24 protein-coding genes and 1 pseudogene are annotated in these 24751 nt (G+C 69.3%); 18 read left to right on the forward strand and 7 right to left on the reverse strand.

Translation table 11 applies throughout. The features are described from left to right. The first annotated feature begins 276 nt into the window (after positions 1-276). The 11 genes and pseudogenes from glmM to EV668_RS11015 all read left to right on the forward strand — a co-directional run bounded on the left by glmM (position 277) and on the right by EV668_RS11015 (position 9078). Positions 277-1617, forward strand: a complete 1341-nt coding sequence (gene glmM / locus EV668_RS10970; protein WP_133769773.1) for a phosphoglucosamine mutase — start codon at positions 277-279, stop codon at positions 1615-1617. Between the two features lie 154 nt (positions 1618-1771). Further along, positions 1772-2602 (forward strand): outer membrane protein, encoded by an 831-nt coding sequence (locus EV668_RS10975; RefSeq protein ID WP_133769774.1) that lies wholly within the window; start codon positions 1772-1774, stop codon positions 2600-2602. A gap of 223 nt (positions 2603-2825) precedes the next feature. Continuing rightward, on the forward strand, positions 2826-3464 hold the full coding sequence (locus tag EV668_RS10980; RefSeq protein ID WP_133769775.1) for a 50S ribosomal protein L25/general stress protein Ctc: 639 nt from the start codon (positions 2826-2828) through the stop codon (positions 3462-3464). Between the two features lie 54 nt (positions 3465-3518). Next, the gene (gene pth, locus EV668_RS10985; RefSeq protein ID WP_133769776.1) at positions 3519-4127 is read left to right on the forward strand and encodes an aminoacyl-tRNA hydrolase; all 609 of its coding nucleotides are present in this window, start codon (positions 3519-3521) and stop codon (positions 4125-4127) included. Between the two features lie 52 nt (positions 4128-4179). Beyond that, positions 4180-4296: pseudogene (locus EV668_RS25320) on the forward strand (DUF6364 family protein); the annotation flags it as partial. A 103-nt stretch (positions 4297-4399) separates the two neighbouring features. Beyond that, positions 4400-4849, forward strand: a complete 450-nt coding sequence (locus EV668_RS10995; protein ID WP_133769777.1) for a PIN domain-containing protein — start codon at positions 4400-4402, stop codon at positions 4847-4849. A gap of 2 nt (positions 4850-4851) precedes the next feature. Further along, positions 4852-5949 carry a redox-regulated ATPase YchF gene (gene ychF / locus EV668_RS11000; protein WP_133769778.1) on the forward strand — a complete coding sequence of 366 codons (1098 nt, stop codon included), beginning with the start codon at positions 4852-4854 and terminating at the stop codon, positions 5947-5949. Positions 5950-5958: 9 nt separating this feature from the next. Beyond that, a complete protein-coding gene (locus EV668_RS11005) occupies positions 5959-6978 on the forward strand; it encodes a MaoC/PaaZ C-terminal domain-containing protein (protein ID WP_133769779.1) in 1020 nt (339 codons plus the stop codon). A gap of 73 nt (positions 6979-7051) precedes the next feature. Further along, the gene (locus EV668_RS24765) at positions 7052-7228 is read left to right on the forward strand and encodes a hypothetical protein (RefSeq protein WP_166652406.1); all 177 of its coding nucleotides are present in this window, start codon (positions 7052-7054) and stop codon (positions 7226-7228) included. 96 nt (positions 7229-7324) lie between these two features. Next, positions 7325-7693, forward strand: coding sequence for a hypothetical protein (locus EV668_RS11010; RefSeq protein ID WP_133769780.1), 369 nt, complete (start codon positions 7325-7327; stop codon positions 7691-7693). Between the two features lie 14 nt (positions 7694-7707). After that, complete coding sequence (locus EV668_RS11015) at positions 7708-9078, forward strand: MFS transporter (protein ID WP_133769781.1); 1371 nt, start codon at positions 7708-7710, stop codon at positions 9076-9078. Here the strand turns inward: EV668_RS11015 and EV668_RS11020 are convergent. The 5 genes from EV668_RS11020 to htpX all read right to left on the reverse strand — a co-directional run bounded on the left by EV668_RS11020 (position 9065) and on the right by htpX (position 15322). Beyond that, positions 9065-9385 carry a YbjQ family protein gene (locus EV668_RS11020; RefSeq protein WP_133769782.1) on the reverse strand — a complete coding sequence of 107 codons (321 nt, stop codon included), beginning with the start codon at positions 9383-9385 and terminating at the stop codon, positions 9065-9067. The two genes, EV668_RS11015 and EV668_RS11020, sit on opposite strands and share 14 nt — an antisense overlap. 122 nt (positions 9386-9507) lie before the next feature. Continuing rightward, a complete protein-coding gene (purH, locus tag EV668_RS11025; protein WP_133769783.1) occupies positions 9508-11100 on the reverse strand; it encodes a bifunctional phosphoribosylaminoimidazolecarboxamide formyltransferase/IMP cyclohydrolase in 1593 nt (530 codons plus the stop codon). 70 nt (positions 11101-11170) lie between these two features. Next, the gene (locus tag EV668_RS11030; RefSeq protein ID WP_133769784.1) at positions 11171-12901 is read right to left on the reverse strand and encodes a heparinase II/III family protein; all 1731 of its coding nucleotides are present in this window, start codon (positions 12899-12901) and stop codon (positions 11171-11173) included. A 163-nt stretch (positions 12902-13064) separates the two neighbouring features. Beyond that, on the reverse strand, positions 13065-14429 hold the full coding sequence (locus tag EV668_RS11035) for an RsmB/NOP family class I SAM-dependent RNA methyltransferase (protein ID WP_133769785.1): 1365 nt from the start codon (positions 14427-14429) through the stop codon (positions 13065-13067). Then, positions 14426-15322 (reverse strand): zinc metalloprotease HtpX, encoded by an 897-nt coding sequence (gene htpX / locus EV668_RS11040; RefSeq protein ID WP_133769786.1) that lies wholly within the window; start codon positions 15320-15322, stop codon positions 14426-14428. Before htpX ends, EV668_RS11035 begins: the two co-directional genes overlap by 4 nt. Before the next feature lie 21 nt (positions 15323-15343). On the opposite strand from htpX, the gene EV668_RS11045 reads away from it, so the two are divergent. From EV668_RS11045 to EV668_RS11055, 3 genes are all read left to right on the forward strand, one after another. After that, on the forward strand, positions 15344-15580 hold the full coding sequence (locus EV668_RS11045; RefSeq protein ID WP_133769787.1) for a DUF1674 domain-containing protein: 237 nt from the start codon (positions 15344-15346) through the stop codon (positions 15578-15580). A gap of 228 nt (positions 15581-15808) precedes the next feature. Further along, positions 15809-16789, forward strand: coding sequence for a Bug family tripartite tricarboxylate transporter substrate binding protein (locus tag EV668_RS11050; RefSeq protein WP_133769788.1), 981 nt, complete (start codon positions 15809-15811; stop codon positions 16787-16789). A 295-nt stretch (positions 16790-17084) separates the two neighbouring features. Next, on the forward strand, positions 17085-17825 hold the full coding sequence (locus EV668_RS11055) for a calcium-binding protein (RefSeq protein ID WP_133769789.1): 741 nt from the start codon (positions 17085-17087) through the stop codon (positions 17823-17825). Between the two features lie 74 nt (positions 17826-17899). Here EV668_RS11055 and EV668_RS11060 read toward each other — a convergent pair whose 3' ends face one another. Beyond that, complete coding sequence (locus EV668_RS11060; RefSeq protein ID WP_133769790.1) at positions 17900-19114, reverse strand: NADP-dependent isocitrate dehydrogenase; 1215 nt, start codon at positions 19112-19114, stop codon at positions 17900-17902. A 279-nt stretch (positions 19115-19393) separates the two neighbouring features. Between EV668_RS11060 and EV668_RS11065 the strand changes: the two genes are divergently transcribed. Beyond that, positions 19394-19654 (forward strand): hypothetical protein, encoded by a 261-nt coding sequence (locus EV668_RS11065; protein ID WP_133769791.1) that lies wholly within the window; start codon positions 19394-19396, stop codon positions 19652-19654. Positions 19655-19760: 106 nt separating this feature from the next. Here the strand turns inward: EV668_RS11065 and fabB are convergent, their stop codons facing one another. After that, complete coding sequence (gene fabB / locus EV668_RS11070; protein WP_133769792.1) at positions 19761-20984, reverse strand: beta-ketoacyl-ACP synthase I; 1224 nt, start codon at positions 20982-20984, stop codon at positions 19761-19763. A 152-nt stretch (positions 20985-21136) separates the two neighbouring features. Between fabB and EV668_RS11075 the strand changes: the two genes are divergently transcribed. Genes EV668_RS11075 through EV668_RS11085 form a run of 3 tightly spaced genes read left to right on the forward strand, consistent with a single transcriptional unit; the run spans position 21137 to position 24716 of the window. Continuing rightward, positions 21137-21769 (forward strand): GNAT family N-acetyltransferase, encoded by a 633-nt coding sequence (locus EV668_RS11075; RefSeq protein ID WP_133769793.1) that lies wholly within the window; start codon positions 21137-21139, stop codon positions 21767-21769. 22 nt (positions 21770-21791) lie between these two features. Continuing rightward, entirely contained in the window at positions 21792-24425 is a 2634-nt protein-coding gene (locus tag EV668_RS11080) for an MMPL family transporter (protein WP_166652407.1), read from the forward strand. Positions 24426-24428: 3 nt separating this feature from the next. Then, a complete protein-coding gene (locus EV668_RS11085) occupies positions 24429-24716 on the forward strand; it encodes an addiction module antidote protein (protein ID WP_133769795.1) in 288 nt (95 codons plus the stop codon). Positions 24717-24751: the final 35 nt, after the last annotated feature.

Below are 24751 nucleotides of genomic sequence, written 5' to 3' on the forward strand. Positions count from 1 at the left end.
AGCACCCGATCCGGGCTTGCATGGTCAATAGTGCTGACCTATCTTGTGCATCGCAGCAACGGCGCTGAGCGCTGGTGCTGCTGCCCTCCTTGGGCGTTTCCTCCCTAGACTTGGGCCGCCCCACCGGGCGGCCTTTTTTCTGCGCGCTTCACGGGCCGACCAGGGCCGGGGATCGTGAAACCTTGCGTGAACGCCTCGTCATTAAGTTCGCGCTATGGCCTGCCCGATTGTCGCCATGCTGTGCGGCGAGGAGCGTCCGGAAAGCAGGGATCGCCTATGCGCAAGTATTTCGGCACCGACGGGGTGCGTGGCCGCGCGAATGGGGTGATCACCCCCGAGCTCGCCCTCCGCATCGGTCAGGCTGCGGGCCTCGCCTTCCAGCGGGGCGATTATCGGCACCGCGTCGTCATCGGCAAGGACACCCGCCTCTCGGGCTACATGATCGAGACGGCGCTGATCGCGGGGTTCACCTCCGTCGGGATGGACGTCCTCCAGCTCGGCCCGATGCCGACCCCCGCCGTCGCCATGCTCACCCGCTCGATGCGCTGCGATCTCGGCGTGATGATCTCCGCCTCGCACAACCCCTACGAGGATAACGGCATCAAGCTGTTCGGCCCGGACGGCTTCAAGCTCTCCGACGACACCGAGCGCGAGATCGAGCGGCTGATCGATTCGGACCTGGCCACGCGCCTGGCCGCCTCGGATCGGCTGGGGCGCGCCAAGCGCATCGAGTCGGTCCATGCCCGCTACATCGAGTTCGCCAAGCGCACCCTCCCCCGCCAGGCCGATCTCGAGGGAATGCGGGTCGTGGTCGATTGCGCCAATGGCGCGGCCTACAAGGTCGCCCCCGAGACGCTCTGGGAACTCGGTGCGGAAGTCATCGCGATCGGCGTCGATCCGGACGGCTTCAACATCAATCACAAGGTCGGATCGACCGCGCCCGAGGCGCTGACCCAGAAGGTTCGCGAATTGCGCGCCGATATCGGCATCGCCCTCGACGGCGACGCGGATCGAGTCCTGATCGTGGACGAGAAGGGCCGCGCCGTCGACGGCGACCAGCTCATGGCGGTGGTCGCCCGCTCCTGGGCGGAGGACGGGCGGCTCGCCCAGCCCGGCGTCGTCGCGACGGTGATGTCGAATCTCGGCTTCGAGCGCTTCCTCGGGGGCCTCGGCCTCGACCTCGTCCGCACGGCCGTCGGCGACCGCTACGTGCTCGAACACATGCGCCAGCACGGCTTCAATCTCGGCGGAGAGCAATCCGGCCACATCATCATGTCGGACTACACGACGACAGGCGACGGGCTGATCGCCGCGCTCCAGGTCCTGTCGGTCGTCAAGCAGCTCGACAAACCGGTGTCGGAGGTCTGCCATTGCTTCGATCCGCTGCCGCAGATCCTGAAGAACGTGCGCTACCGCAGCGGCCAGCCGCTCCAGGCCGATTCCGTCGTCACGGCGATCGAGTCGGCCCGCACCCGCCTCGGCGCCACGGGCCGGCTCGTGATCCGCCCGTCCGGAACCGAACCCGTCATTCGCGTGATGGCCGAGGGCGACGACCGCGACCTCGTCAACCGGATCGTCGACGACGTGGTCGAGGCGGTCAGCAAGGCGGCCGCCTGAGACGACGCGGGGGTGATACCCCGCGGTCTGACGGCGCCTTGCAGCATCGTTAAGGTTAACGGGTAAGGTTAAGAGCTATTTAACCCATTGCGGCGAAAGTCCTCGCGTCAATCGGTGTCGCCGCTCGCTGGCGACGCAAGAACGAGGACCCCTCATGGGCAGCTTGAAACTCTACGCTACTGTGGCGGGATGTCTCGCGGCTGCGTCGACCTTCGGGGCGGCGCAGGCGGCTGATCTCCTGTCTCCCCCGCCTCCTCCCCCGCTGGCCGAGCCCATCGCCGATGTCGGCGGCGGCTGGTACCTGCGCGGCGATGTCGGCGTCAGCCATTACGAGGGCGGCAAGTTCTCGAACCCGGCCATCCCGAACGCCAGCTTCTACGGCGAGGACATGGGGTCCGGAGCCTTCGCCGGCGTCGGCATCGGCTATCAGTTCAACAGCTGGTTCCGCATGGACGCGACCGGCGAGTATCGCTTCTCCACCGGCGTCAAGGCCGTGGACCGCGATGCGGTCGGCAACTTCCTCGGATACGAGAAGTACAGCGGCAACTACTCGGCGGGCCTGTTCCTCGTGAACGCCTATTTCGACCTCGGCACCTGGTACGGGTTCACGCCGTTCGTCGGCGCCGGCATCGGCTACGCGCACAACAACCTGCGCAGCTTCGAGACCAGCACCATCATCGTCTCGCCGTTCGGCGGCGCCAGCGGCGGCACCATCCGGAACAAGAGCCACGGCGACCTCGCCTGGGCCCTGCATGCCGGCATCGGCTACGACGTGACCCCGAACGTGAAGCTCGAGCTCGGCTACCGCTACGTGAACATGGGCAAGGCCCGCACCGGCCTCGTCGATTGCTTCTGCGGCACCGTGAAGCCCGGCTTCCACGTGAAGGACATCGAGTCCCACGACATCAAGCTCGGCATGCGCTGGGCCCTCGGCGGCCCGGCAGCCCCGGCCTACGAGCCCGCTCCGCTCATGCGCAAGTACTGATGCGCAAGTACTGAGAAGCACCCTTCTCGATTCGACAGGCGGCGCGGGGCAACCCGCGCCGTTTTCGTTTGCCGCCCGAGGCCTTCCCGGCTATAGGGCGCGTTCGCATCTTCCGGGCACCCTTGGAGGCCGATAGATGCTGGGCACGAGCCGTCCGGCTCGCAGGCCCGTTTGGACGAAAGGCCGCCGGTCTTCGGGCGGCTTTCTTTTTTGGAGATGAGCCATGACCGCTGCAAAACAGCTCAAGGCCGTCGCGCGCGACCGGGTCGGCAAGGGGGCCGCCCGGGCGCTTCGCAGGAACGGTCAGCTTCCCGCGGTGATCTACGGTGACGGCAAGGCCGCCGCCCCGATCGCCCTCGACGCCAACATGATGAACCGCCTGATCTATGCCGGCGGCTTCATGACCACGATCTTCGAGGTCGAGGTGGACGGCAAGACGCACCGCGTGATCCCGCGCGACTTCGCGCTCGATCCCGTCAAGGATTTCCCGCTCCATATCGACTTCCTGCGCGTCGCCGCCGGCCAGACCCTCACGGTCGACGTGCCCGTGCACTTCATCAACGGCGAGACCTCGCCCGGCATCAAGAACGGCGGCGTCCTGAACGTCGTCCGCCACACGGTCGAACTCGAGGTTCCGGCCGACCGGATCCCCGAATCGATCCAGGTCGACCTCGCCGGCACGCAGATGGGCGATTCGATCCACATCTCGTCCGTGACGCTGCCCCAGGGCACGAAGCCCACCATCGACCGCGACTTCACCGTCGCCACGATCGCCACCCCTGCGGGGCTCGGCGCGGCCGTGGAGGCCGAGGAGGCTGCCGTGGCCGAGGCCCAGAAGGCCGAGGCCGAGAAGTCGGAGTAAGAAGGGACCGCGGCGGGCTCGTCCCGCCGCGACCTTTCGAAGACGAAGCCTGCCATGCGCCTGTTCGTGGGTCTCGGAAATCCCGGCGCCCGCTATGCGGGCAACCGGCACAATATCGGCTTCATGGCCGTGGACGAGATCGCGCGCGCCCACGGCGCCGCCCCCTGGCGGCGACGCTTCCAGGGCCAGGCGAGCGAGGCCGTGCTCGGCGGCGAGAAGGTCGTCCTGCTCAAGCCCGAGACGTTCATGAACGATTCGGGCCGGTCCGTCGCGGAGGCCCTGCGCTTCTTCAAGCTCTCCCTCACCGATCTCGTCGTCTTCCACGACGAACTCGATCTCGCGCCCGCCAAGCTCCGCGTGAAGACCGGCGGCGGCAATGCCGGACATAACGGCCTGCGCTCCATCACCGCCCATTGCGGCAACGATTACCGCCGCGTGCGGATGGGCATCGGCCATCCCGGGCTCAAGGAGCTCGTCCACGGCTACGTCCTGCGGGACTTCGCCAAGGCCGAGGAACCGTGGGTCGAGGACCTCAACCGCGCCATCGCGGACGCAGCGCCGCTGCTGGCCAAGGGCGAGGATCCGAGCTTCCAGAACAAGGTCCATCTCGCCATGGAGGGCCGCGGCTGGAACGAGGTAAAGCGGCCGGGCGAGCGAGATTGACACTGGCCTTCCGCCGGCCACATACACGAATACACAGTTTTCGTGTGATCCTATGAAGAACGTCACGCTAACTCTGGACGAGTCCGTCATCGAGCGGGCACGCGTGGAGGCGGCCAAACAGGGCATGAGCCTGTCACGCTTCGTCGCCGACATCGTCGAGCGCCGAGTCGGACGTCAGAAGACGCAGTTGGAGGCGGTGGAATCGTGGCTCGCCGGTCCCGCCCTGTTCGAGCACGGCGAGGAGGGCAGGCTTCCTAGCCGCGCAGAGCTCTATGACGACGCTGTTCTTTCTCGACGCCAACATTCTGATCTACACGCGGGATTACCGCGATCCGCAGAAGCAGAAGATCGCGGCCCGGTGGCTGAGGAGACTGGCCGCGAGCGAGCAGGCGGTCGTCAACCTCCAGGCAATCAACGAGGTCCGGCACGTCGCACTGCATAAGCTCACCCGTCTCGGTGCGGATGCCATTCGCGACTGGACCGACGACCTGAAGGCCTTGGGCGACACGACCGTGGACGAGGACACGGCCGCGGGCGCCTGGGCCATCCATCTGAAGTATCGGCTGAGCTGGTTCGACTGCATGGTCCTCAGCGCGGCGGAGCGCCTCGGCTGCTCCCATGTCGTGACGGAGGACATGGGAGCGGATCGCCAGATCGGCCCCCTGAACCTCATCAATCCCTTTTTGCACGACGTCGACGACGTCCTGACCGAGACGAACTGACCATGGGTTTCAAATGCGGCATCGTGGGTCTGCCGAATGTCGGCAAGTCCACGCTCTTCAACGCGCTGACGCAGACGGCGGCGGCGCAGGCGGCGAACTATCCGTTCTGCACGATCGAGCCGAATGTCGGCGAGGTCGGCGTGCCCGACGAGCGGCTGGAGCAGCTCTGCGCCATCGCGGGCTCGAAGGAGACCATCCCGACGCGGCTGACCTTCGTCGACATCGCCGGCCTCGTGAAGGGCGCCTCGAAGGGCGAGGGCCTCGGCAACCAGTTCCTCGCCAATATCCGCGAATGCGACGCCATCGCCCATGTCGTGCGCTGCTTCGAGGACGGTGACATCACCCACGTTTCGGGCTCGATCGATCCGCTGGCGGATATCGAGGTGATCGAGACCGAGCTGATGCTGGCCGATCTCGACAGCCTCGAGCGCCGCGTCACCGCGCTCGAGAAGAAGGCCAAGGGTGCCGACAAGGAGGCCAAGGAGACGCTCGACCTCGTCAAGCGCTGCCTGCCGCTCCTTCAGGAGGGCAAGCCCGCACGCCTCGTCGAGCGCAAGCCCGAGGAGGAGAAGCTGTTCGCGACGCTCGGCCTCCTGTCCTCGAAGCCGATCCTCTACGTCTGCAACGTCGAGGAGGCCGCCGCCGACGAGGGCAACGCCTTCTCCGCCAAGGTCGCGGAGTTCGCGGCGCGCGAGGGCAACCGCGCCGTCGTCGTCTCGGCCAAGATCGAGAGCGAGATCGCCCTCCTGCCGGCCGAGGAGCAGCGCGAGTTCCTCGATGCGGTCGGCCTCGCCGAGCCCGGCCTCAACCGCGTGATCCGGGCCGGCTACGGCCTCCTCGGCCTCATCACCTATTTCACCGTGGGGCCGAAGGAGGCCCGCGCCTGGACGATCGAGAAGGGAACGCGCGCGCCGCAGGCGGCGGGCGTGATCCATACCGATTTCGAGAAGGGCTTCATCCGGGCCGAGACCATCGCCTATCCGGATTATGTGGCGCTGAAGGGCGAGGCGGGCGCTCGCGACGCCGGCAAGCTGCGGCTCGAAGGGAAGGATTACGTCGTCGCCGACGGCGACGTGCTGCACTTCCGGTTCAACACCTGAGGGACGGCCGTGCCGGAAATCACGTTCGAGGATATCGAACCCGGCACGACGGAGACCTTCGGCCCGGTCCTTGCCGATCGCGAGGAGATGATCGCCTTCGCCCGGGCGTTCGACGACCAGCCTTTCCACCTCACCGAGACGGCGGCGCGCACGACCGGCGTCGGGCGGCTGATCGCGTCGGGCTGGTACAATAGCGGCCTCCAGATGCGCCTCCTGGCGAGACACTGGTTCGGCCGCTCGTCCTGTCTCGCGGGGCTCGGCATCGAGCGGCAGAGCTGGCTGAAGCCGGTCGCGCCCGGCGACCGGCTCACGGTGCGCCGGACCATCGTCGACACGCGCCTCTCGGCGGGCCGTCCCGATGCCGGGATCGTCCGCTTCGACTGCGACCTCGGCAACCAGGACGGCCAGGTCGTCATGCAGACCCGCCAGGCCGTCCTGTTCGGCCGGCGCGGCGCGCCGATGGTGCCGCTCTCCCCTCCACCGCCCTGCCCGGACACCCCGCCCTCGCGCGGCGGCGGCGTCGAGGACCCCGAAGCCGCTCCCCGCTGCTTCGAGGAGATCGAGATCGGCCGCGCCGTCGATCTCGGCACCTACGACTTCACCGAGGCGCGGATCGTCGATTTCGCGCGGCTCTACGATCCGCAATCCTTCCACCTGAGCCGCGAGGGCGGAGCGGCCGGCCCGTTCGGCGCGCTCGCCGCATCCGGCTGGCACACGGCGGCGGGCTGGATGCATCTCTATTCGGCGCGTCTCCGCAGGATCGCCGAAGCGGGGCGCGCGCCCCGCGCCAGCGTCTCGCCGGGATACGGCGATCTGCGCTGGCGCCGTCCGGTCTATGTCGGCGACGTCATCCGCTTCGCGAGCGAGCCCGTCGCCAAGCGTCCCCTCGCCTCCCGGCCCGGCTGGGGCCTCGTCACGAGCCGGAACACGGGCTGGAACGCGCGCGGCGAGACGGTGATCGAATTCACCGGAAGCGCGTTCTGGACCATGGGCTGGAACGAAGGTGCCGTGCTGACAGCGAAAACCTGATCCGCCAACCATTGGTTTAGTAAAACCTTTACCATAACCGCGCTGAATCCCTGCCGTCGGAGCACACCACGGCATGAGCGAATCACCTCGTCAGGACCACGACATGCGCGACCTCATCGAGCGCGTCCTGCTCGAATACGAGACCGTCATCGCCGAGATCATCAACCGCCCCGTGCCCCAGCGCGAGCGCGCCGGAGCAGGAATCGGCGTTCTCGCCATCGACGGCGCCCTCCCCTCCGAGCGTCCCTGAAGCACGTCCTGGAACGCGGCGAGGGGCATCGCCGTTGAGGCGCGGATGGTCGCCCTTGTCTCGCGCAGGCGCGAACCCATCTTGGTGCCAGGTCCGATGCCGACGATCCGCAATCCTCTCCTCATCCCGCCCCTGGCCCTCGCCCTGGCGGCGGTCGCTGCGGTGGCCGGCTGCTCGACCGCGACCCCCGTGCTGCTGCAGGGAACGTCGCTCCCCACCCTCCAGGGCCGGGCGAACACCACGGCCGGCTATACGGGCGAACTCACGACCGATAACGGCGCCTGCCGCGGCTCGTTCACGGGCTTTCCGGGCCATCCCGTCGTGACGCTCGAGGTCTCCTGCAACGACGGACGGAGCGGCATCGGCACGGCGACGCTCGCCTCGGGGGCCTTCGTGTCCGGCGAGGTGCGGCTGAACGACGGCTCGCTCCTCACCATCCGCCAGCGTTCGCCGGCCGTCCCCTGAGCGGGACGGCGACAATGCACGAGGCGCGCTCGGCCGTCCGGCCCGTGGCCGTCGGCCGCGCCGGCATCTGGAGCTGGCTGCTGTTCGATTGGGCCTGCCAGCCTTTCTTCACCCTCGTCACCACCTTCGTCTTCGCGCCCTATTTCGTCTCGGCTCTGGCCGCGAACCCCGTCCAGGGCCAGGCGCTCTGGGGCTACGCGACCGCGGCAGCGGGGCTCGTGCTCGCGGCGCTGTCGCCGATCCTCGGCAGCGCCGCCGATGCGAGCGGGGCGCGCAAGCCCTGGATCGCCGCGTCCTGCCTCATCCTCGCCGTGTCCTCGGCCGCGCTCTGGTACGCGGCCCCGTCCTCCGCCATGGCCGTGCCCATCGCGCTGATCGCCTTCGCGGTCGCGACCATCGCCGCCGAGGTCGCCGCCGTCTTCAACAACGCGATGATGGCCCGGCTCGCCGGGCCGCAGGCGATGGGCCGGCTCTCCGGCACGGGCTGGGCGATGGGCTATGCCGGGGGCCTCGTCTCGCTCGCGCTGATCCTGACGCTGATCGTCGCCAATCCCGAGACGGGGCGGACGCTCCTCGGCACCCAGCCGCTCTTCGGCCTCGATCCGGCGGCACGCGAGGGAGACCGCGCGGTCGGGCCGTTCTCGGCCCTCTGGCTCCTGCTCTTCGTCTGGCCGCTCTTCGTCTTCACGCCCGACGCGCCCCCGAGCGGACTGCCCTTCCGGCAGGCGATGCGCGACGGCCTGGTCCGCCTGCGCGAGACGATCGCGGACGCTCGCCGCCAACCCTGGCTCGTGCGCTTCCTCGTCGCGAACCTCCTCTACCAGGACGCGCTGGTCGCGCTGTTCGCCTTCGGCGGCATCTACGGCGCGGGCGTCTTCGGCTGGCGCGAGACGGAGCTCGGCCTCTTCGGCATCCTGCTGACGGTCACGGGTACTGCCGGAGCCGTGATCGGCGGCCGCCTCGACGACCGCTACGGCGCCCGTCCCGTGATCCTGGGATCCCTGGCCGTCCTCGCCTTCGTCTGCCTGTCGGTCGCGACGCTCGGCGAAGGCAGGGCCTTCTTCGTCGATACCGGCCCCGGCGGGCCGGGCCTCTTCGGCAGCGTCCCGGAGAAGGTCTTCGTCGGGCTCGGCCTTCTCATCGGGGCCGTCGCCGGGCCGCTTCAGGCCTCCTCGCGCTCCCTCCTCGCGCGCGGCGTGCCCGAGGCCGAGGCGGGGCGCTATTTCGGCCTTCTCGCCATGTCGGGGAAGGCGACGTCCTTCCTCGCCCCCCTCCTCGTCGCCACCGCGACGCAGATCAGCGGGACGCTCGCGGCGGGACCTCTCATTCTCGTCGGCTTCTTCGGCCTCGCCGGCGCGATGATGCTGGGGGTCAGGAGATCGTGACGGCCGTTCCCGTCGCCGTGACCATCATCATGCTCTCCTTGGCACCGACAGCACCGTAATCGATGTCGACGCCGACGATCGCGTTGGCGCCCAGGCGCAGAGCCTCCTCCTGCATGTCTCGCAGGGCCTCGTCGCGCGCGCCGCGCAGCACCTTCTCGTAGGAGCCCGAGCGCCCGCCGACGATGTCGCGGATGGAGGCGAACCAGTCGCGGACGAAATTCGCGCCGAGCACCGCCTCTCCCGAAACGATGCCGTGATAGGCGGTGATGCGGCGCCCCTCGACGCTCGGCGTGGTGGTGACAAGCATGGTGCTTCTCCGAACGTCCGAGGGTCCATTGACCGCGTCTCGAAGCACGCACGACCGTCATGCGTCCTTCGAGGCCTCGCTTCGCGAGGCACCTCAGGATGAGTAAGGAAGGAGATCCCCCCTCAGTGCCGGAAGTGCCGGTGTCCCGTGAAGACCATGGCGAGGCCGGCCTCGTCGGCCGCCTTGATGACCTCGTCGTCGCGCATCGAGCCGCCCGGCTGGATGACCGCCGTCGCGCCCGCCTCGGCGGCGGCGAGGAGGCCGTCGGCGAAGGGGAAGAAGGCGTCGGAGGCGACGACGGCGCCCTTGGCGAGGGTTTCGGGAAGGCCTGCCGTCTTCGCGGCCTCCGCCGCCTTCCAGGCGGCGATGCGCGAGGAATCGACCCGACTCATCTGGCCCGCCCCGATCCCGACCGTCGCGCCGTCCTTCGCGTAGACGATGGCGTTCGACTTCACGTGCTTGGCGACGCGGAACGCGAAGCGCATGTCGGACAGTTCGCGCTCGGACGGCGCACGCTTCGTGACCACCTTCAGGTCCATCGCGTCGACAACGGCGTTGTCCCGCCCCTGGGTCAGGAAGCCCCCGGCGACGGTGCGGAATGTCAGGCCCGGCGCCTTCGGATCGGGCAGCGAGCCGGCGAGAAGGAGGCGCAGGTTCTTCTTCGCGGCGACGATGGCGATCGCCTCCTCGTCCGCCTCGGGGGCGATGATCACCTCGGTGAAGATCTCGACGATCTTCCGCGCCGCCGCGGCGTCGAGCCGGCGGTTCAGCGCGACGATGCCGCCGAAGGCCGAGACCGGATCGCAGACGAGCGCGCGCTCGTAGGCCTCGAGGAGGCTCGAACCCTCGGCGACGCCGCAGGGATTGGCGTGCTTGATGATCGCGACCGCCGCCGTGCGGGACGGGTCGAACTCGGCGACGCATTCATAGGCGGCGTCGGTGTCGTTGACGTTGTTGTAGGAGAGCTGCTTGCCTTGGAGCTGGCGCGCGGTCGCGACGCCCGGGCGGCTCTCCGCCGTCCGGTAGAAGGCACCGGCCTGATGGGGGTTCTCGCCGTAGCGCATGGCCTCGGCGAGCGTGCCGCCGAGGGCGCGCACGGGCGGGGCGACCTCACCGATCGCGTCCGCGAACCAGGAGGAGATCGCCGCGTCATAGGCCGCCGTGCGGGCATAGGCCTTCTGCGCCAGCGCCTTGCGCAGGGAGAGCGAGGTCGCGCCGTCGTTCGCTGCGAGTTCGCCGAGGATGCGCTCGTAATCGGCGACATCGACCACCACCGCGACGTCGCCGTGGTTCTTGGCCGCCGCGCGGATCATGGCCGGGCCGCCGATATCGATGTTCTCGATGCAGTCGTCATAGGGCTTGCCGGCCGCGACCGTCGCCTCGAACGGGTAGAGGTTCACGACAAGGAGATCGATCGGCGCGATGCCGTGGGCTTCCATCGCGCCGACATGCTCGGCATTGCCGCGGATGGCGAGAAGGCCGCCATGGACGCCCGGATGGAGCGTCTTCACGCGCCCATCCATCATCTCCGGGAAACCGGTGAGGTCGGCGACGTCGCGCACCGGCAGCCCGGCATCGGCGAGGGCCTTCTTCGTCCCGCCCGTCGAGACGAGATCGATGCCGCGCTCGTGCAGCGCCTTGGCGAAGGGCACGAGCCCGGCCTTGTCGGAAACGGAAAGGAGCGCGCGGCTGACGCGCCGAAGATCGTCGGGCATGTCGGGATTCCGGAGAGGGATGCCAGCCGCTTAGCATGCGACGCGGCCGAGCGGAACGCGAGCGCTCGAATCAGCTGCGGATGAAGATCCACCTCAGCGAGGAACCCGCGTCGCCCTCGGCCGGCGGCAAGGGCACGACGATCTGCTGCGTGGCGCGTCGCCCTTCCGTCACCGCGAGGAAGAGGCTCGGCTCGAGAAGCGGCTCGGCATCGACCGCGCCGAAGCGCCAGCGCTCGCCGCCGGGCAGATCCAGCAGGACGCCCGCGCCGCCCTCCTCCATCCGCGCCTCGACGGCCGGATGGAGATGGAAGCGGAGCAGCGCCCGCGCCGCCGGATAGGCCGAGGTCCCGGCGAAGGAGACCGCGTCCTCGCCCTCGAGTTCGCGTCCATCCCGCGACAGGCGGAGGATGCGCCGGTGCGTGGCCCCGAACGAGGCCCGGTAGCCGTCGTGGCGCGCATCGAGCACCGCGACGCCGTCCTCGTCGCGGATCGTCGCCACGACCTCGCGCGCGCCGCCCACCACCACCGGGCCGAGACGGCCGACGAGATAGGCGGCGGCGCGGCCTTCCTGCTCCGCCGTCTCGCGGCTGAGAACGGCTCCCGCCGACTCGCCGTCCAGAACGAGCGTGGAATGCGCGCTCGTCCGGCGTCCCGCCTCGCGGCCCGGCCCCGGATAGGGCGGCGCGCCGGCATTGACGACGATGCGGTTCGGCCCGCTCGACAATTCGAAGGCGAGCGGCGCGGCATGAAGCCCGGCCGAATCCGCGAGAGCGGGCATCGGCCCGATATCGGCCAGAACGAGCGTCTCCCCGCCCTCGAGCCGCGCGAAACCGGGTGCCGCGACCTCGTCGGCCGCTCGCGCCGGGCGGCTGTCCTGCGCCGAGAGCGTCGCGAGGTCGCCGGCCGGGCTCGGTCCCATGCCGTGGAAGAGGGCGAGTTCACCGTCTCCGTGACGCAGGCTGCGCAGCATGGGCAGCAGCCGCTCGATCGCCCGGTCGAGCGAGACCGGCAGATCCATGCCGCGGCTCGCATAGAGAAGCTTCAGCGGCAAGAGATCGAGCAGCAGATCCGCGACCCGGCCGGGATTCCGGCACAGGGCGGGAGCGGCGCCGAGCACCTGGCGGTCGAGTTCGGCGGACAGGCCGCGCGTGCCCCGCCGGGCATGACCCTCGAGGCCGGAGGAGGACAATCCCGCGAAGCAGAGCCCCATCGCCGCGGCGAGGCGCTCGGCGGGCTGAGGCGAATCGCGCATGGCGCCATCCAGCACGGCGGCGTCGCGCCCGATCCGACGCAGATAGCGGTCGTAGAAGGCGTGATCGGCGCCCGCCAGCACCAGCGGCGAATGGGCGAGCATCGAGACGACGCGCCGCGCGACGACCGTCGGGCGCCGGGCGATGCCGCGGTCGAGCACGCGCCGGCGGGAGCGGAGCGCGGCCTCGGTCAGGGCGCGCGCGATGTCCCGTGCATCCTGCGTGTCGGCCTCGCGAAGGTCCCGCAGCCAGCCGAAGCCGTAGAGGTCCTCGGCCCAGGCCCAGCTCGGCGCCTCGATCTCGAAGGGGGACAGGCCGGGCATCGGGGGCGGATGGCGATCGGCGAAGACGTAGAGCCCCGTCGCCATCTCGCCCGCCACCGCGCCGTCCGCGACGCGCAGATCCTGCGGCGCGAAGAGGAGCTGCTTCGGGAAGCGCACGCGGCCCGGCCAGCGGGCGAGCACCCGCGCCCGGGTGAGCGTCGCCCGCCCGGCCTCGATCAGCGCCGCCCGCAACACGGGCCAGCGATCGGGCGGCTTCCCCACCGGCACGCTACTCCTTCACCTGGGCCTGGATTGGAACGTCACGATTGCCCCGCGGCGCGGCCCGTGCGGACCGCGGCGCTACCGGTCAGCATTGCTACAGTGGGCTTAACCCATTCTTTAGCCTGGGGACGAGGGGCGGGGCGCCCTCTCGCAAACCATCCCCAGCGTGTCAGCCCGAGACCGGGCTCCCGGCTCTCGCGAGGCAGGCGGCGTAGAATCCGTCGAGGCCCGGCCTCCAGCCCTCGGCCGGCGCGCCGGGCGCGTCGGGCCAATGATCGGGCACGGTGCGCAGATCGCCCTCCCCCGTCAGAAGCTCGGCGGCGATGCCGTGCTCGCCGGGCGCGAGGGGGATGCGCGTGAAATCGGCATGGCGCGCGAGGAAGGCACGGACCTGCTGCTCGCCCTCCTCCGGCTCCAGCGAACAGACGCAATAGACGAGGCGCCCGCCGGGGCGGACGAGGCGCGCGGCACGGTCCAGCATCCGCACCTGCACGGCGGCGAGGGTGCGGATATCCGCCTCCGACTTCGTCCAGGGCAGGTCGGGATGGCGGCGGATCGTGCCCGTCGCCGAGCAGGGCGCGTCGAGCAGCACCGCGTCGAAGGGCTCCTCCTGATAGGCGAGCGCATCGGCGCAGACGATCTCCGCCTCGAGCCCGAGACGGCCGAGGTTGTCGTGAAGGCGCTCGAGCCGTGCCTCCGACCGATCGAGGGCGGTGACGCGCGCCCCGGCCGCCGCGAGCTGTGCGGTCTTGCCGCCCGGCGCCGCGCAGAGATCGAGGATGCGCTCGCCCTCCTGCGGCCGCAGGAGGCGCGCGGGCAAGGCCGCGGCGGCATCCTGGACCCAGAACGTGCCGTCCCGATAGCCCGGCAGCTCCGAGACCGGGCGCCGATCGAGGACGCGCACGCTGCCCGTCGGCAGAAGGACACCGCCGACGCTCTCCGCGAGAGCCGTCGCGTCGCCCTTCGCCGTCAGGTCGAGCGCAGCGCCTCCGGCATGGGCGGCGGCGATGGCCGCGACACGTTCCTGACCGTAGGCTTCGCGCCAGCGGACGGCGAGCCATTCCGGCAGTTCGGCCGTCGCCGAGAGCGGCGGCAGGATCTCCTCGCGCTCCCGCGCGATCCGCCGCAGCACGGCATTGACCATGCCGGCGAGATGCTGCGTGCGGCGATCCTCGCGGGCGAGCCGGACCGAGAGATCCACCGCCGCGTGGTCGGCGACGTCGAGGAACAGGACCTGGGCGGCGCCCGTCGCGAGGATGGCGACGGTGCCGGGCTCCTTCGGCACGCCCCTCTCCATGCGCTCGGCGAGGACGTCGAGGATGGTGCCGAGATGCCGGAAGGTCGTGACGGCGATGGCGCGCACGAGCGGCTGGTCGCCGTGCCCCGCCAGCGCCTCGTCGAGCGTCGCCTCGCGCGCGAGCGTCGCCGCGACGGCCTTGGCGGCGGCGCGGCGCTCGGCGAGGCCCGGCGCCTCGGCCGGAGAAGAAGGACGCCGCTTCTGGTCAGGCCTGCCGGGCCGTGCGCCGGCCCTCATCGGGACCAGGGCCCGGAGCCGGGCCGGGGAGCGGCAAAGCCGCCGCCGGCGCGGCCCATCTCGGCCGCGAGCTGCTGCAAGGCCGCGACGCGGTTCTGCGTCGAGGGATGGGTCGAGAACATATTGTCGATTCCCCCGCCCGCGAGCGGATTGACGATGAAGAGGGGCGCCGTCGCCGGGTGCTGCTCGGCGGAGACGTTGAGCGTGCCGCGCGCGGCGGCTTCGAGCTTCAGCAGCGCCGAGGCGAGCGCATCCGGCCGGCCGGAGATCAGCCCGCCGTCACGGTCGGCCACGTATTCCCGGCTCCGGCTGATGGCGAACTGGATGATCGCCGCCGCGATCGGCGCGAGCAGCATGGTGAGCAGCCCCATGATCGGATGCGAGCGCCCGTCGCTGCGGCCGCCGAACATGAAGCCGAACTGCGCGACGGTCGAGATCGCGCCGGCCAGCGTCGCCGTCACCGTCATCAGGAGCGTGTCGCGATTCTTGATGTGGGCGAGTTCGTGCGCCATCACCCCGGCGATCTCGTCGCGGTTGAGGATGCGCAGCAGCCCGTTCGAGATGGCGACGGCGGAATTCTCGGGGTTGCGGCCCGTGGCGAAGGCGTTGGGCTGTGCCTCCGGCAGGATGTAGACGCGCGGCATCGGCAGGTTCGCGCGCTGCGCGAGTTCGGCCACCATCTGGACGAGCTCGGGCGCGGTCTGCGCATCGACCTCCTGGGCCCCGTGCGCCGAGAGCGCCATCCGGTCCGAGTTCCACCAGGCGAACAGGTTCGTGACCGCCGCCATGCCCAGCGCGATGACCATTCCGGTCTGTCCGCCCATGCTGAAGCCGACCACGCCGAACAGGGCGGTCATGGCCGCGAGCAACATTCCCGTCTTGACGACGTTCATCGATCCCTCCACCTCCGTCTCATGCAGCAAGACGACGACAGCCACAATGTAGGTAGTCCCGCCCCTTCCGAAGAGGGGGGAGCGCGAAAGCTGACGCCGGCCGCCGAGCGCGCCCTCGCGGAAGCCGCGGCCCGGCGCGCGGCCATCGACGCCCATGCGCGCGAGATCGCCGGAACGCCCGAGCATCAGGGGCGCGGCGGGCTCGAGCCCGTGCGCTACGACGACTGGGAGATCAAGGGCCGGGCCATCGATTTCTGAGGGCGGCAGCCCCGTCGCTCGGATTCACCCTCGCCTGGAGGGGGAGGGTCGACGGCGAAGCAGGCGCGGTGGGGTGAACCCCGCCTTCCTCGTCTTCGCCCTCCTCGAAGCTTGGACCGCGATCCTCGATCGGCCGGAGGCGGCCCCTCCGAAGGTCGGAGAATAGCTTCGGCAGGCGCTATGTCATGATCCGGCCCGCAAGAACCAAAGAGTTCGCGGGAGGACAACGTGGATCTGATCGGACGACGGACCTTCACGGCGGGAGCGGCCGCTGCGCTCCTTGGCGCACCGGCCATCGGCACGGCCTCGGCGCAGGCCAAATGGCCGGCCCGGCCGGTCCACTTCATCGTACCGCTGGCGCCCGGCGGCGCCATCGATTTCGTGGCCCGACAGTGCGGCGAGGTCATGTCGCGGCAGATCGGCCAGCAGGTGATCGTCGAGAACCGCACCGGCGCGGGCGGTACCATCGGCATGGATTCGGTGATGCGCGGCGAGCCGGACGGCTACGCCATCCTGATCGCCAACGACAACGCGGCGAGCGCGCCGCACGTCCTCAAGATGGCCTACGACTACACGAAGGTGCTAACGCCGGTGATCGATATCGGCCACCAGCCGCTCGTGCTCGGCGTCCATCCCTCCCTCGGCGTCAACACCGTTCAGGAATACATCGCCAAGGCCAAGGCGACGGGCGGGATCGGCTTCGCGTCCTCCGGCGTCGGCTCGAACCAGCACGTGCTCGGCGCGTGGTTCGCGAAGGAGGCCGGCATCAAGCTCGAACACATCCCCTATCGCGGCGCCGGTCAGGCCATCAACGACCTCATCGCCGGCCATGTGAAATCGGCGCTCCTCGGACCGACCGCCCTCATCCCCCATCACCTTGCCGGGTCGATCAAGATCATCGGCCAATCCACGGCCAAGCGCTCGACGGTCCTCCCGAACATCCCGACCTTCGACGAAAGCGGCCTGAAGGGCCTCAGCCTGGACGTCTGGTACGCGGCCTTCGCCCCGCCGAAGATGCCGGCCGAGTTGGTCAAGCAGGTCAACGCCGCCTTCGCCAAGGCGCTCGAGGACCCGAAGCTGCGCGACGCCTTCGCCAAGGGCATCATGGAGCCGACCGGCGGCACGCCCGAGCAACTCGGCGAGATGGCCCGCGCGGATTCTGCGAAATACGAGCGGCTGGTCCGGGAACTCGCCATCACCGGGAGCTGAAGGCTCCGCGGGTCGCGTGCTCGGGCGCGCGATCCTCTGGTGCGTGCTTCGCGACGGCGCTGCGCGCCCCCTCGGCATGACGCCGTGAGAGGAATCCACTGGCAGCGTCATGCTGAGGAGCCGGTCGCGTCGCGAGCGGCGTCTCGAAGCACGCACGAGAGGTACGCGCAAAAGCCTCCGGCATGCCGGGGAGCGAGCCCTCAAAAAATTACGGATGCCGATGTCCGGATGTCGCCGTCGATCCCGTCTCCCCTTGTAACCGGCCCCTCGGCCGGTGCCAGAAGGAGATGAGACGATGGCGAAGATCCCGACCTCCGCGAAGGCCGCCAAGACGATGTCCTCGACGCTGTTCCAGAACGAGGACCTGAAGACGGTCGATCTCGGCACCATCGGCTTCAAGCCGAAGCCGATCAACGACGTCCAGTACGACTACCATTACGGCACCGCCGGCAACGACCATATCGACGCCGGCGCCGGGCCCGACTACGTCACCGCGGGCGCCGGCAACGACTACATCCTCGCCGGCAACAACAACAGCGACTGGTTCGGCTCGGGCAACGAGTTCACGGCCGGCGCGACGGTGCTCGACGGCGGCGCCGGGAACGACACGATCCAGGTCTGGGCCGATCGCGGTGCCTTCAGCATCATCACCGGCGACGGCGACGACCACGTCCTGATCTCGGACGACGCCGATTACGTCCGCATCGACAATTACGGCGATACCGGCAATCTCGGGAAGGGCGACGTCTTCGAGTTCGGCATGGCCTTCTCCGGCAAGGCCGTGATCTGGAGCTTCGACCAGAACGACCGCGTCCACCTCAACGGCATCCACACGGACGAGTCGAAGTACAGCGACTGGGTCGAGACCACGAGCGGCGGCACGACCTGGTTCAGCAACAATGTCACGGGCGGGGTGATCGAGGTCCAGCACACACCCGGCGTCGACGTGACCAAGACCGGCGTCGACAATTTCGGTCCGACCGCGCAATTCCCGTATGGCGGCTGGCTGTACTTCGTGGATTGGCACATCGCCTGAGGCCGCTCCGTCGGCCGAAACGAAAAAGGCCGGAGCTTTCGCCCCGGCCTTCGCCGTCGTCGGATGGATGCGCCTTACGCGGCCATCGCCTTCTTCAGGTTCTCGTCGATCTTGTCGAGGAAGCCCGTCGTCGAGAGCCACTTCTGGTCGGCGCCAACGAGGAGGGCGAGGTCCTTCGTCATGTGGCCCGACTCGACCGTGTCGATGCAGACCTTCTCGAGCGTGGTCGAGAAGTTGGCGAGCGCCTCGTTGCCGTCGAGCTTGGCGCGGTGCGCCAGACCGCGGGTCCAGGCGAAGACCGAGGCCATCGAGTTCGTCGAGGTCTCCTTGCCCTTCTGGTGCTCGCGGTAGTGCCGCGTGACGGTGCCGTGCGCGGCCTCGGCCTCGACCGTCTGGCCGTCCGGGGTCAGCAGCACGGAGGTCATGAGGCCGAGCGAGCCGAAGCCCTGCGCGGCCGTGTCGGACTGCACGTCGCCGTCATAGTTCTTGCAGGCCCAGACATAGCCGCCCGACCACTTGAGGCACGAGGCGACCATGTCGTCGATCAGCCGGTGCTCGTAATGGAGGCCCAGCGTCTTGAACTTCGCCGCGAACTCGGCGTCGTAGACCTCCTGGAACAGATCCTTGAAGCGGCCGTCATAGACCTTGAGGATGGTGTTCTTGGTCGAGAGGTAGACGGGGTACTTGCGCGAGAGGCCGTAATTGAACGAGGCGCGGGCGAAGTCGCGGATCGAGTCGTCGAGGTTGTACATCGACATGGCGACGCCGGCGCCGGGGAACTTGAAGACCTCCTTCTCGATGACCGTGCCGTCCTCGCCCTCGAACTTGATGGTGAGGCGGCCCTTGCCGGGCACCTTGAAATCCGTCGCGCGGTACTGGTCGCCATAGGCGTGGCGGCCGATCACGAAGGGCTGCGTCCAGCCGGGAACGAGACGGGGCACGTTCTTGCAGATGATCGGCTCGCGGAAGATCGTGCCGCCCAGGATGTTGCGGATCGTGCCGTTCGGCGACTTCCACATGTCCTTGAGCTTGAACTCCTCGACGCGGGCCTCGTCGGGGGTGATGGTCGCGCACTTGACGCCGACGCCGTACTTCTTGATCGCCTCGGCGGCGTCGATCGTGACCTGGTCGTTCGTCTGGTCCCGGAACTCGACGCCGAGATCGTAGTACTTCAGGTCGATGTCGAGATAGGGGTGGATCAGCTTGTCCTTGATGAGCTGCCAGATGATCCGGGTCATCTCGTCGCCGTCGAGTTCGACGACGGGGTTCGTCACCTTGATCTTCGCCATTGTCTCACCTGCAAGGGGCCGGCCCGGAACCGGGCCCGACATGAATGAATGACCGCCGAGGTTCGGCGCGCGGGCGGTTCATAGCGCGGGGCTTGCGCAGGGGGAAGGCGGACGGGTGCCTAAAGGCTCACCGCACGTGGATGGCGGCGGGATGCAGGAGTGAAGGGCGGGAGCGATGAAAAGACACATGCGGTGGCATGCGAGCTCGCCGATGCGCTGGGCAGCGACCGGCATCCTTCTGGCGGTCATCGCATTGCTGGCGTTGACCGGCCTCGCCCCATGAGCGGCTCGGTCCCGCTGGCCTACCAGGCCGCCCAGATCGTCACGGTGGTTGCAGGGGTGTCGGGGGCGGCCGTGACCGGATGGGCGATGGCCCGGACGCTGCGCGACGGGGTCGCCGAGACCCGGTTCGGCCGCGTCCCGCGAGACAGATATCCCCGATCGTATCGCGCCTTGGTGGCAGTCTACGGGATCGGGGTCGTCGTTCTGCTGTCCGCGGCCGCGGCAGGCGGCGCGCTGCTTCTCACGGGCGGTTCCTGATCCGCGAGGCCGGGGCGGCACAGACCGGCCGCACGGCAGCATCGGCACGCGCCACCGTCACGGCCGCGGAATGCGAGGCTTCGGGACGGCGGGGCGTGCCCACCCCTCACGCATCCACGTGCTTCATCACGATCGTCGCGTTCGTGCCGCCGAAGCCGAAGGAATTCGACATCACGCAGCCGAGCTCGGCCCCGTCGACGCGCTTGCGGACGATCGGCATGTCGGCGAAGAGCGGGTCGATCTCCTCGATATTGGCGCTCTCGCAGATGAAGCCGTTCTGCATCATGAGCAGGGAGTAGATCGCCTCCTGCACGCCCGTCGCCCCGAGCGAATGGCCCGTGAGAGACTTCGTCGCCGAGATCGGCGGGCAGGCATCGCCCGCGCCGAAGACGGCGCGGATCGCCTCGATCTCCTTCTCGTCGCCGACGGGCGTCGAGGTGGCGTGGGGGTTGATGTAGGCGACCTTCGGGCCGACGCCCTGCAAGGCCATGCGCATGCAGCGCTCGGCGCCCTCGCCCGAAGGCGCCACCATGTCGTAGCCGTCCGAAGTCGCGCCGTAGCCGGCGATCTCGCCGTAGATGCGCGCGCCGCGCGCCTTGGCGTGTTCGAGTTCCTCGAGGACGAGCACGCCCGCCCCGCCCGCGATGACGAAGCCGTCGCGGTTCGCGTCGTAGGCGCGCGAGGCGCGGCCGGGCGTGTCGTTATATTTCGACGACATCGCACCCATCGCGTCGAACAGGACCGAGAGCGTCCAGTCGAGATCCTCGCAGCCGCCGGCGAAGACCACGTCCTGCTTGCCGTACTGGATCATCTCGTAGGCGTTGCCGATGCAATGATTCGACGTCGCGCAGGCCGACGAGATGGAATAGTTCACGCCCTTGATTTTGAACCAGGTGGCGAGGGTCGCGGAGGCGGTCGAGGACATGGCCTTCGGCACCGCGAAGGGCCCGACGCGCTTCGGCCCCTTCGTCTCCGTGATATGGGCCGAATCGACGATCACGCGGGTCGAGGGTCCCCCCGAACCCATGATGATCCCGGTCCGCTCGTTGGAGACCTCGGACGGCTCGAGCCCCGAATCCTGGATCGCCTGGTCCATGGCGATGTGGTTCCAGGCCGTGCCGCCGCCGTGGAAGCGCATGGCGCGGCGGTCGACGATATCCTCGGCCTTGATGTCCGGGGCCCCGTGCACCTGGCAGCGGAAGCCCAGCCGCGCATAGTCCTCCGCCCGGCTGATCCCGGGTTTGGCCTCACGGAGCGAGGCCAGGACCTCCTGCGTGTTGTTCCCGATGGACGACACGATGCCCATCCCGGTTACGACAACCCGCCTCATCGAGAACTCCTTCGCCCTTCCGGGCCCGCGCCCCACGTAATGGTCCCCGAGCCGTTTCTCAACGTCCGACCCGCGCCCGCGTCCCTGCATCCACCGACGGCCGATGGCCAAGCGGGCGGCGGCAGCATAAATCGTCTTCGCGCGATCTGCGAATGACGAGAGAACCCTTGCTCGCCCGCCAGCCACGCCGGCCCCCGGTCCCCCGAGACGGAATCGTCGATCTGCCCCGCGGCAAGATCGCCGCGATCGCCACCTATCTCGAACTTCACGCCCCGCCTCCCGCCGCGACCTCCAGGGCGCCTCTGCCCGGGCGCCTGGAGCGGCTGCGGGACGACGTGCCGCGCTATCGCGCCCTCTATTCCCGCATCGGCGCACCCTGGCTGTGGTTCACGCGCGCCGTCCTCACCGACGCCGCCCTGCTGGCGCAGATCAGGCATCCGGATGTCGAAGCCTTCGTCTATGTCGAGGACGGGGTCGACACGGCGCTGATCGAGATCGACATGCGCCGGGCCGGCGAAGGCGAGCTCGTCTTCTTCGGGCTCGTCCCCGAGGCCTGCGGCAGGGGCCTCGGCAGGGCGCTGCTGGCCGAGGCCGTGGCCCGCGCCTTCGCGCGCCCGATCAAACGTCTGTGGCTCCATACCTGCACGCTCGACCACCCGGCCGCGATGCCGCTCTATCTCCGCGCCGGCTTCCTGCCCTATCGGCGCGCGATCGAGATCGCCGACGATCCGCGCCTCGGCGGGTACCTGCCGCACGAGGCGGCTCCGAACTTCCCGATCCTCTGACCGCACCTCCAGGACCATTCTCTTGCAGCGATCCTCCGAGACCGACGGCCATCCGACGCCCTCGCCGACGACGCCCTCGCCGACGAGCCGCCTCGGCGGCGCCCTGGTCGGAGCCTCGATCCGCCACCCCTGGTTCGTGATCGTCCTGTCGCTCCTGCTGACGCTCGGCGGCGTCTACGTGGCGGCGACGCGCTTCGCCATCACCACGGAGACGAACCAGCTCATCGAGACCCACGACGCGTGGACACGCGACAAGATCACGTTCGAGGACGGCTTCCCCCAGCTCTCGAAACTGATCGTCGCGGTGGTTGACGGCGAGACGCCCGAGCTCGCCGATCGCGGGGCGGCAAAGCTGCTCGAAGCGCTGCGAGGAGCGCGCAACCCGGCCATCCTCTCCGCATGGCGTCCGGACGGCGGCCCCTTCTTCGACCGGAACGGGCTCCTTCTCCTCCCGCTCGACGAGGTCCGGGCGACAACCCAGGGCCTCGTCCAGCAGCAGGAACTGCTGCTCTCCCTCGCCGGCGATCCGACGCTCCGCGGCCTGCTGCGGCTGATCCAGCTCGGCGCCCAGCAGGGCGCGCTGGCCGATAACGCAGCCCTGCTCGACCAGGTCACCGCCACCGTGGACCGCGTCCTGGGCGGTCAGAAGGCCTGGCTCTCCTGGCAGGGTCTGATGTCGGGCAAGGCACCCGAAACGCGAGAGCTGCGGCGCTTCGTCCTCATCGACCCCGCCCTCGATTTCGACGCCCTCGAGCCGGCCGCTGTGGCGATCGGCGAGATCCGCGCCCAGATCGCCCGGAACGAGCTGACCCTCGAGAACGGCATCCGGGTCCGCCTGACCGGCTCCGCGCCGCTCGCGGACGAGGAATTCGCCACCGTCCGCGACGGCGCCCCGCTCCATCTCGGGCTGTCGGCGGTCGCGATCGCGGTCCTCCTCTTCTTCGCCCTGAAATCCGGCCGCGTGATCGCGGCCGTGCTGCTGACGACCTTCGCCGGGCTCGTCATGACGATCGCGCTCGGCCTCCTGATGGTCGGGCGCTTCAACGTGATCTCGGTCTCGGTCGCTGCCCTGTTCCTCGGGCTCGGGGTCGATTTCGGCATCCAGGTCGCGGTCCGCTACCGCGACGAGCGCCACAAGTTCGACGACGTGAGGGAGGCCCTCAGGCGATCCGGTCGCGGCATCGGCTGGTCCCTGATGCTGGCTGCCATGTCGCTGCTGGCGGGCTTCTTCTCGTTCCTGCCGACCTCCTTCAAGGGCGTCTCGGAACTCGGCCTCATCACCGGCGTCGGCATGATCGTCGCCTTCCTGTCGAGCCTGACGCTCCTGCCCGCGCTGATCGCGGTGATGAAGCCGCCGGGCGAGCCGGACACGGTCGAGAGCCCTCGCCTCGCCGCCATCGATCATTGGATCCTGCGCAACCGCAAGCTCGTCATCGGCGCCTCGGTCCTGCTCGTCGCGGCGGGCCTCCCCTTTCTGCTCAAGATCGAGTTCGACGCGAACCCGATGCATCTGCGCAGCGAGAAGACCGAGGGCGTCGCGACCTTCCTCGACCTCACGCGCACGCCGGGCCAGACGCCGAACACCATCGCCGTCGTGGCCGCCGACCTCGCCGCCGTGGGCCCGCTCTCCGACCGGCTCTCCGCCCTGCCGGAAGTCGCGCAGGTGATCTCGATCCAGACCTTCCTGCCGGCGGATCAGGACGAGAAGCTCGCCCTGATCCGGAAGGCGGCCGAGGAACTCGTCGCCCTGACCGATCCGCCGCCGGCCGTCGCCGCGCCGAGCGACGAGGAGATCGTGACCGCGCTCCGCCGCACCGCCACCGCCCTCGAGGCCAAGGCGAAGCCGGGCGATCCGCAGGCCCGCCTCGCCGCCGCCTTCACCCGCCTCGCCGATGCAACGCCGGCGACGCGGCAGGCCGCGGCCGTCGCCCTGGTCGGCGACCTCCCGGCCCTGTTCGAGCGGCTGAGGCTGATGCTCGCGCCCGAGCGGATCACCGTCGACACCCTGCCGGAGGACATCCGGCGCGACTGGCTCTCCGACAAGGGCGCCGCGCGGATCGACGTCACGCCGAAGGGCGACGCCAACGACAACGCGGTGCTGGAACGCTTCAGCGACGCGGTGCGCGCGGTCGCGCCGAATGCCTCCGGCCCGCCGATCGAGGTGGTCGAGGCCGGGCGCGTCATCGGCCAGTCCTTCGTGATCGCGGGCTCGCTCGCCCTCGCGGCGATCTTCGTGATCCTGACGATCGCCCTCAGGAACCCGTTCGACGTCGCGCTGACGCTCGGCCCGCTCGTGATCGCGACGCTGCTGACGCTGGAGACGGCCTATCTCATCGGCATGCCGCTCAACCTCGCCAACATCATCGCCTTGCCGCTGATGCTGGCGGTCGGCGTCAATTTCCACATCTACTACATGATCGCCTGGCGGGACGGCATGACCGACATGCTGGCCTCGAGCCTGACGCGGGCGATCTTCTTCTCCTCGCTCGTGACGGGAATCGCCTTCGGCAGCCTCTGGCTCTCGAAGCACCCCGGCACCGCGAGCATGGGCAAGCTGCTGACGATCTCTCTCGTCTACACGCTGCTGGCGGCCTTCATCGCGGTGCCGGCCTTCCTCGGGCCGCCGCGACAGCATCGGAACAAGACATCGGAGTGAGCCGTGCCCCTCAAGACGACCCCCTTCGAGCCTGAGATGTATTTCACCGATCCCGCGGACCAGCTGGATCTGCTGCGCGACGCCTTCGCCACAGGCGATGCGGGCACCATCGCCGACGCCCTCGGCATCGTCGCGCGCGTCAATGGCGTCGCCAGCACGGCCGAGGCCGCCAGCGTCTCGCGCATGGTCCTCGACAAGGGACTGACCAAGGGCGGCGATCCGAAACTCTCGACGCTCCTCGGCGTTCTGAAGGCTGCCGGATTCGAATTGACGGTGGCGCCGCTCCGCTGAGGCGCAGCTCCGCGAGGTCCACCGGGTCGCATTGA

The organism is Enterovirga rhinocerotis, from assembly GCF_004363955.1.
GTDB lineage: Bacteria > Pseudomonadota > Alphaproteobacteria > Rhizobiales > Beijerinckiaceae > Enterovirga > Enterovirga rhinocerotis.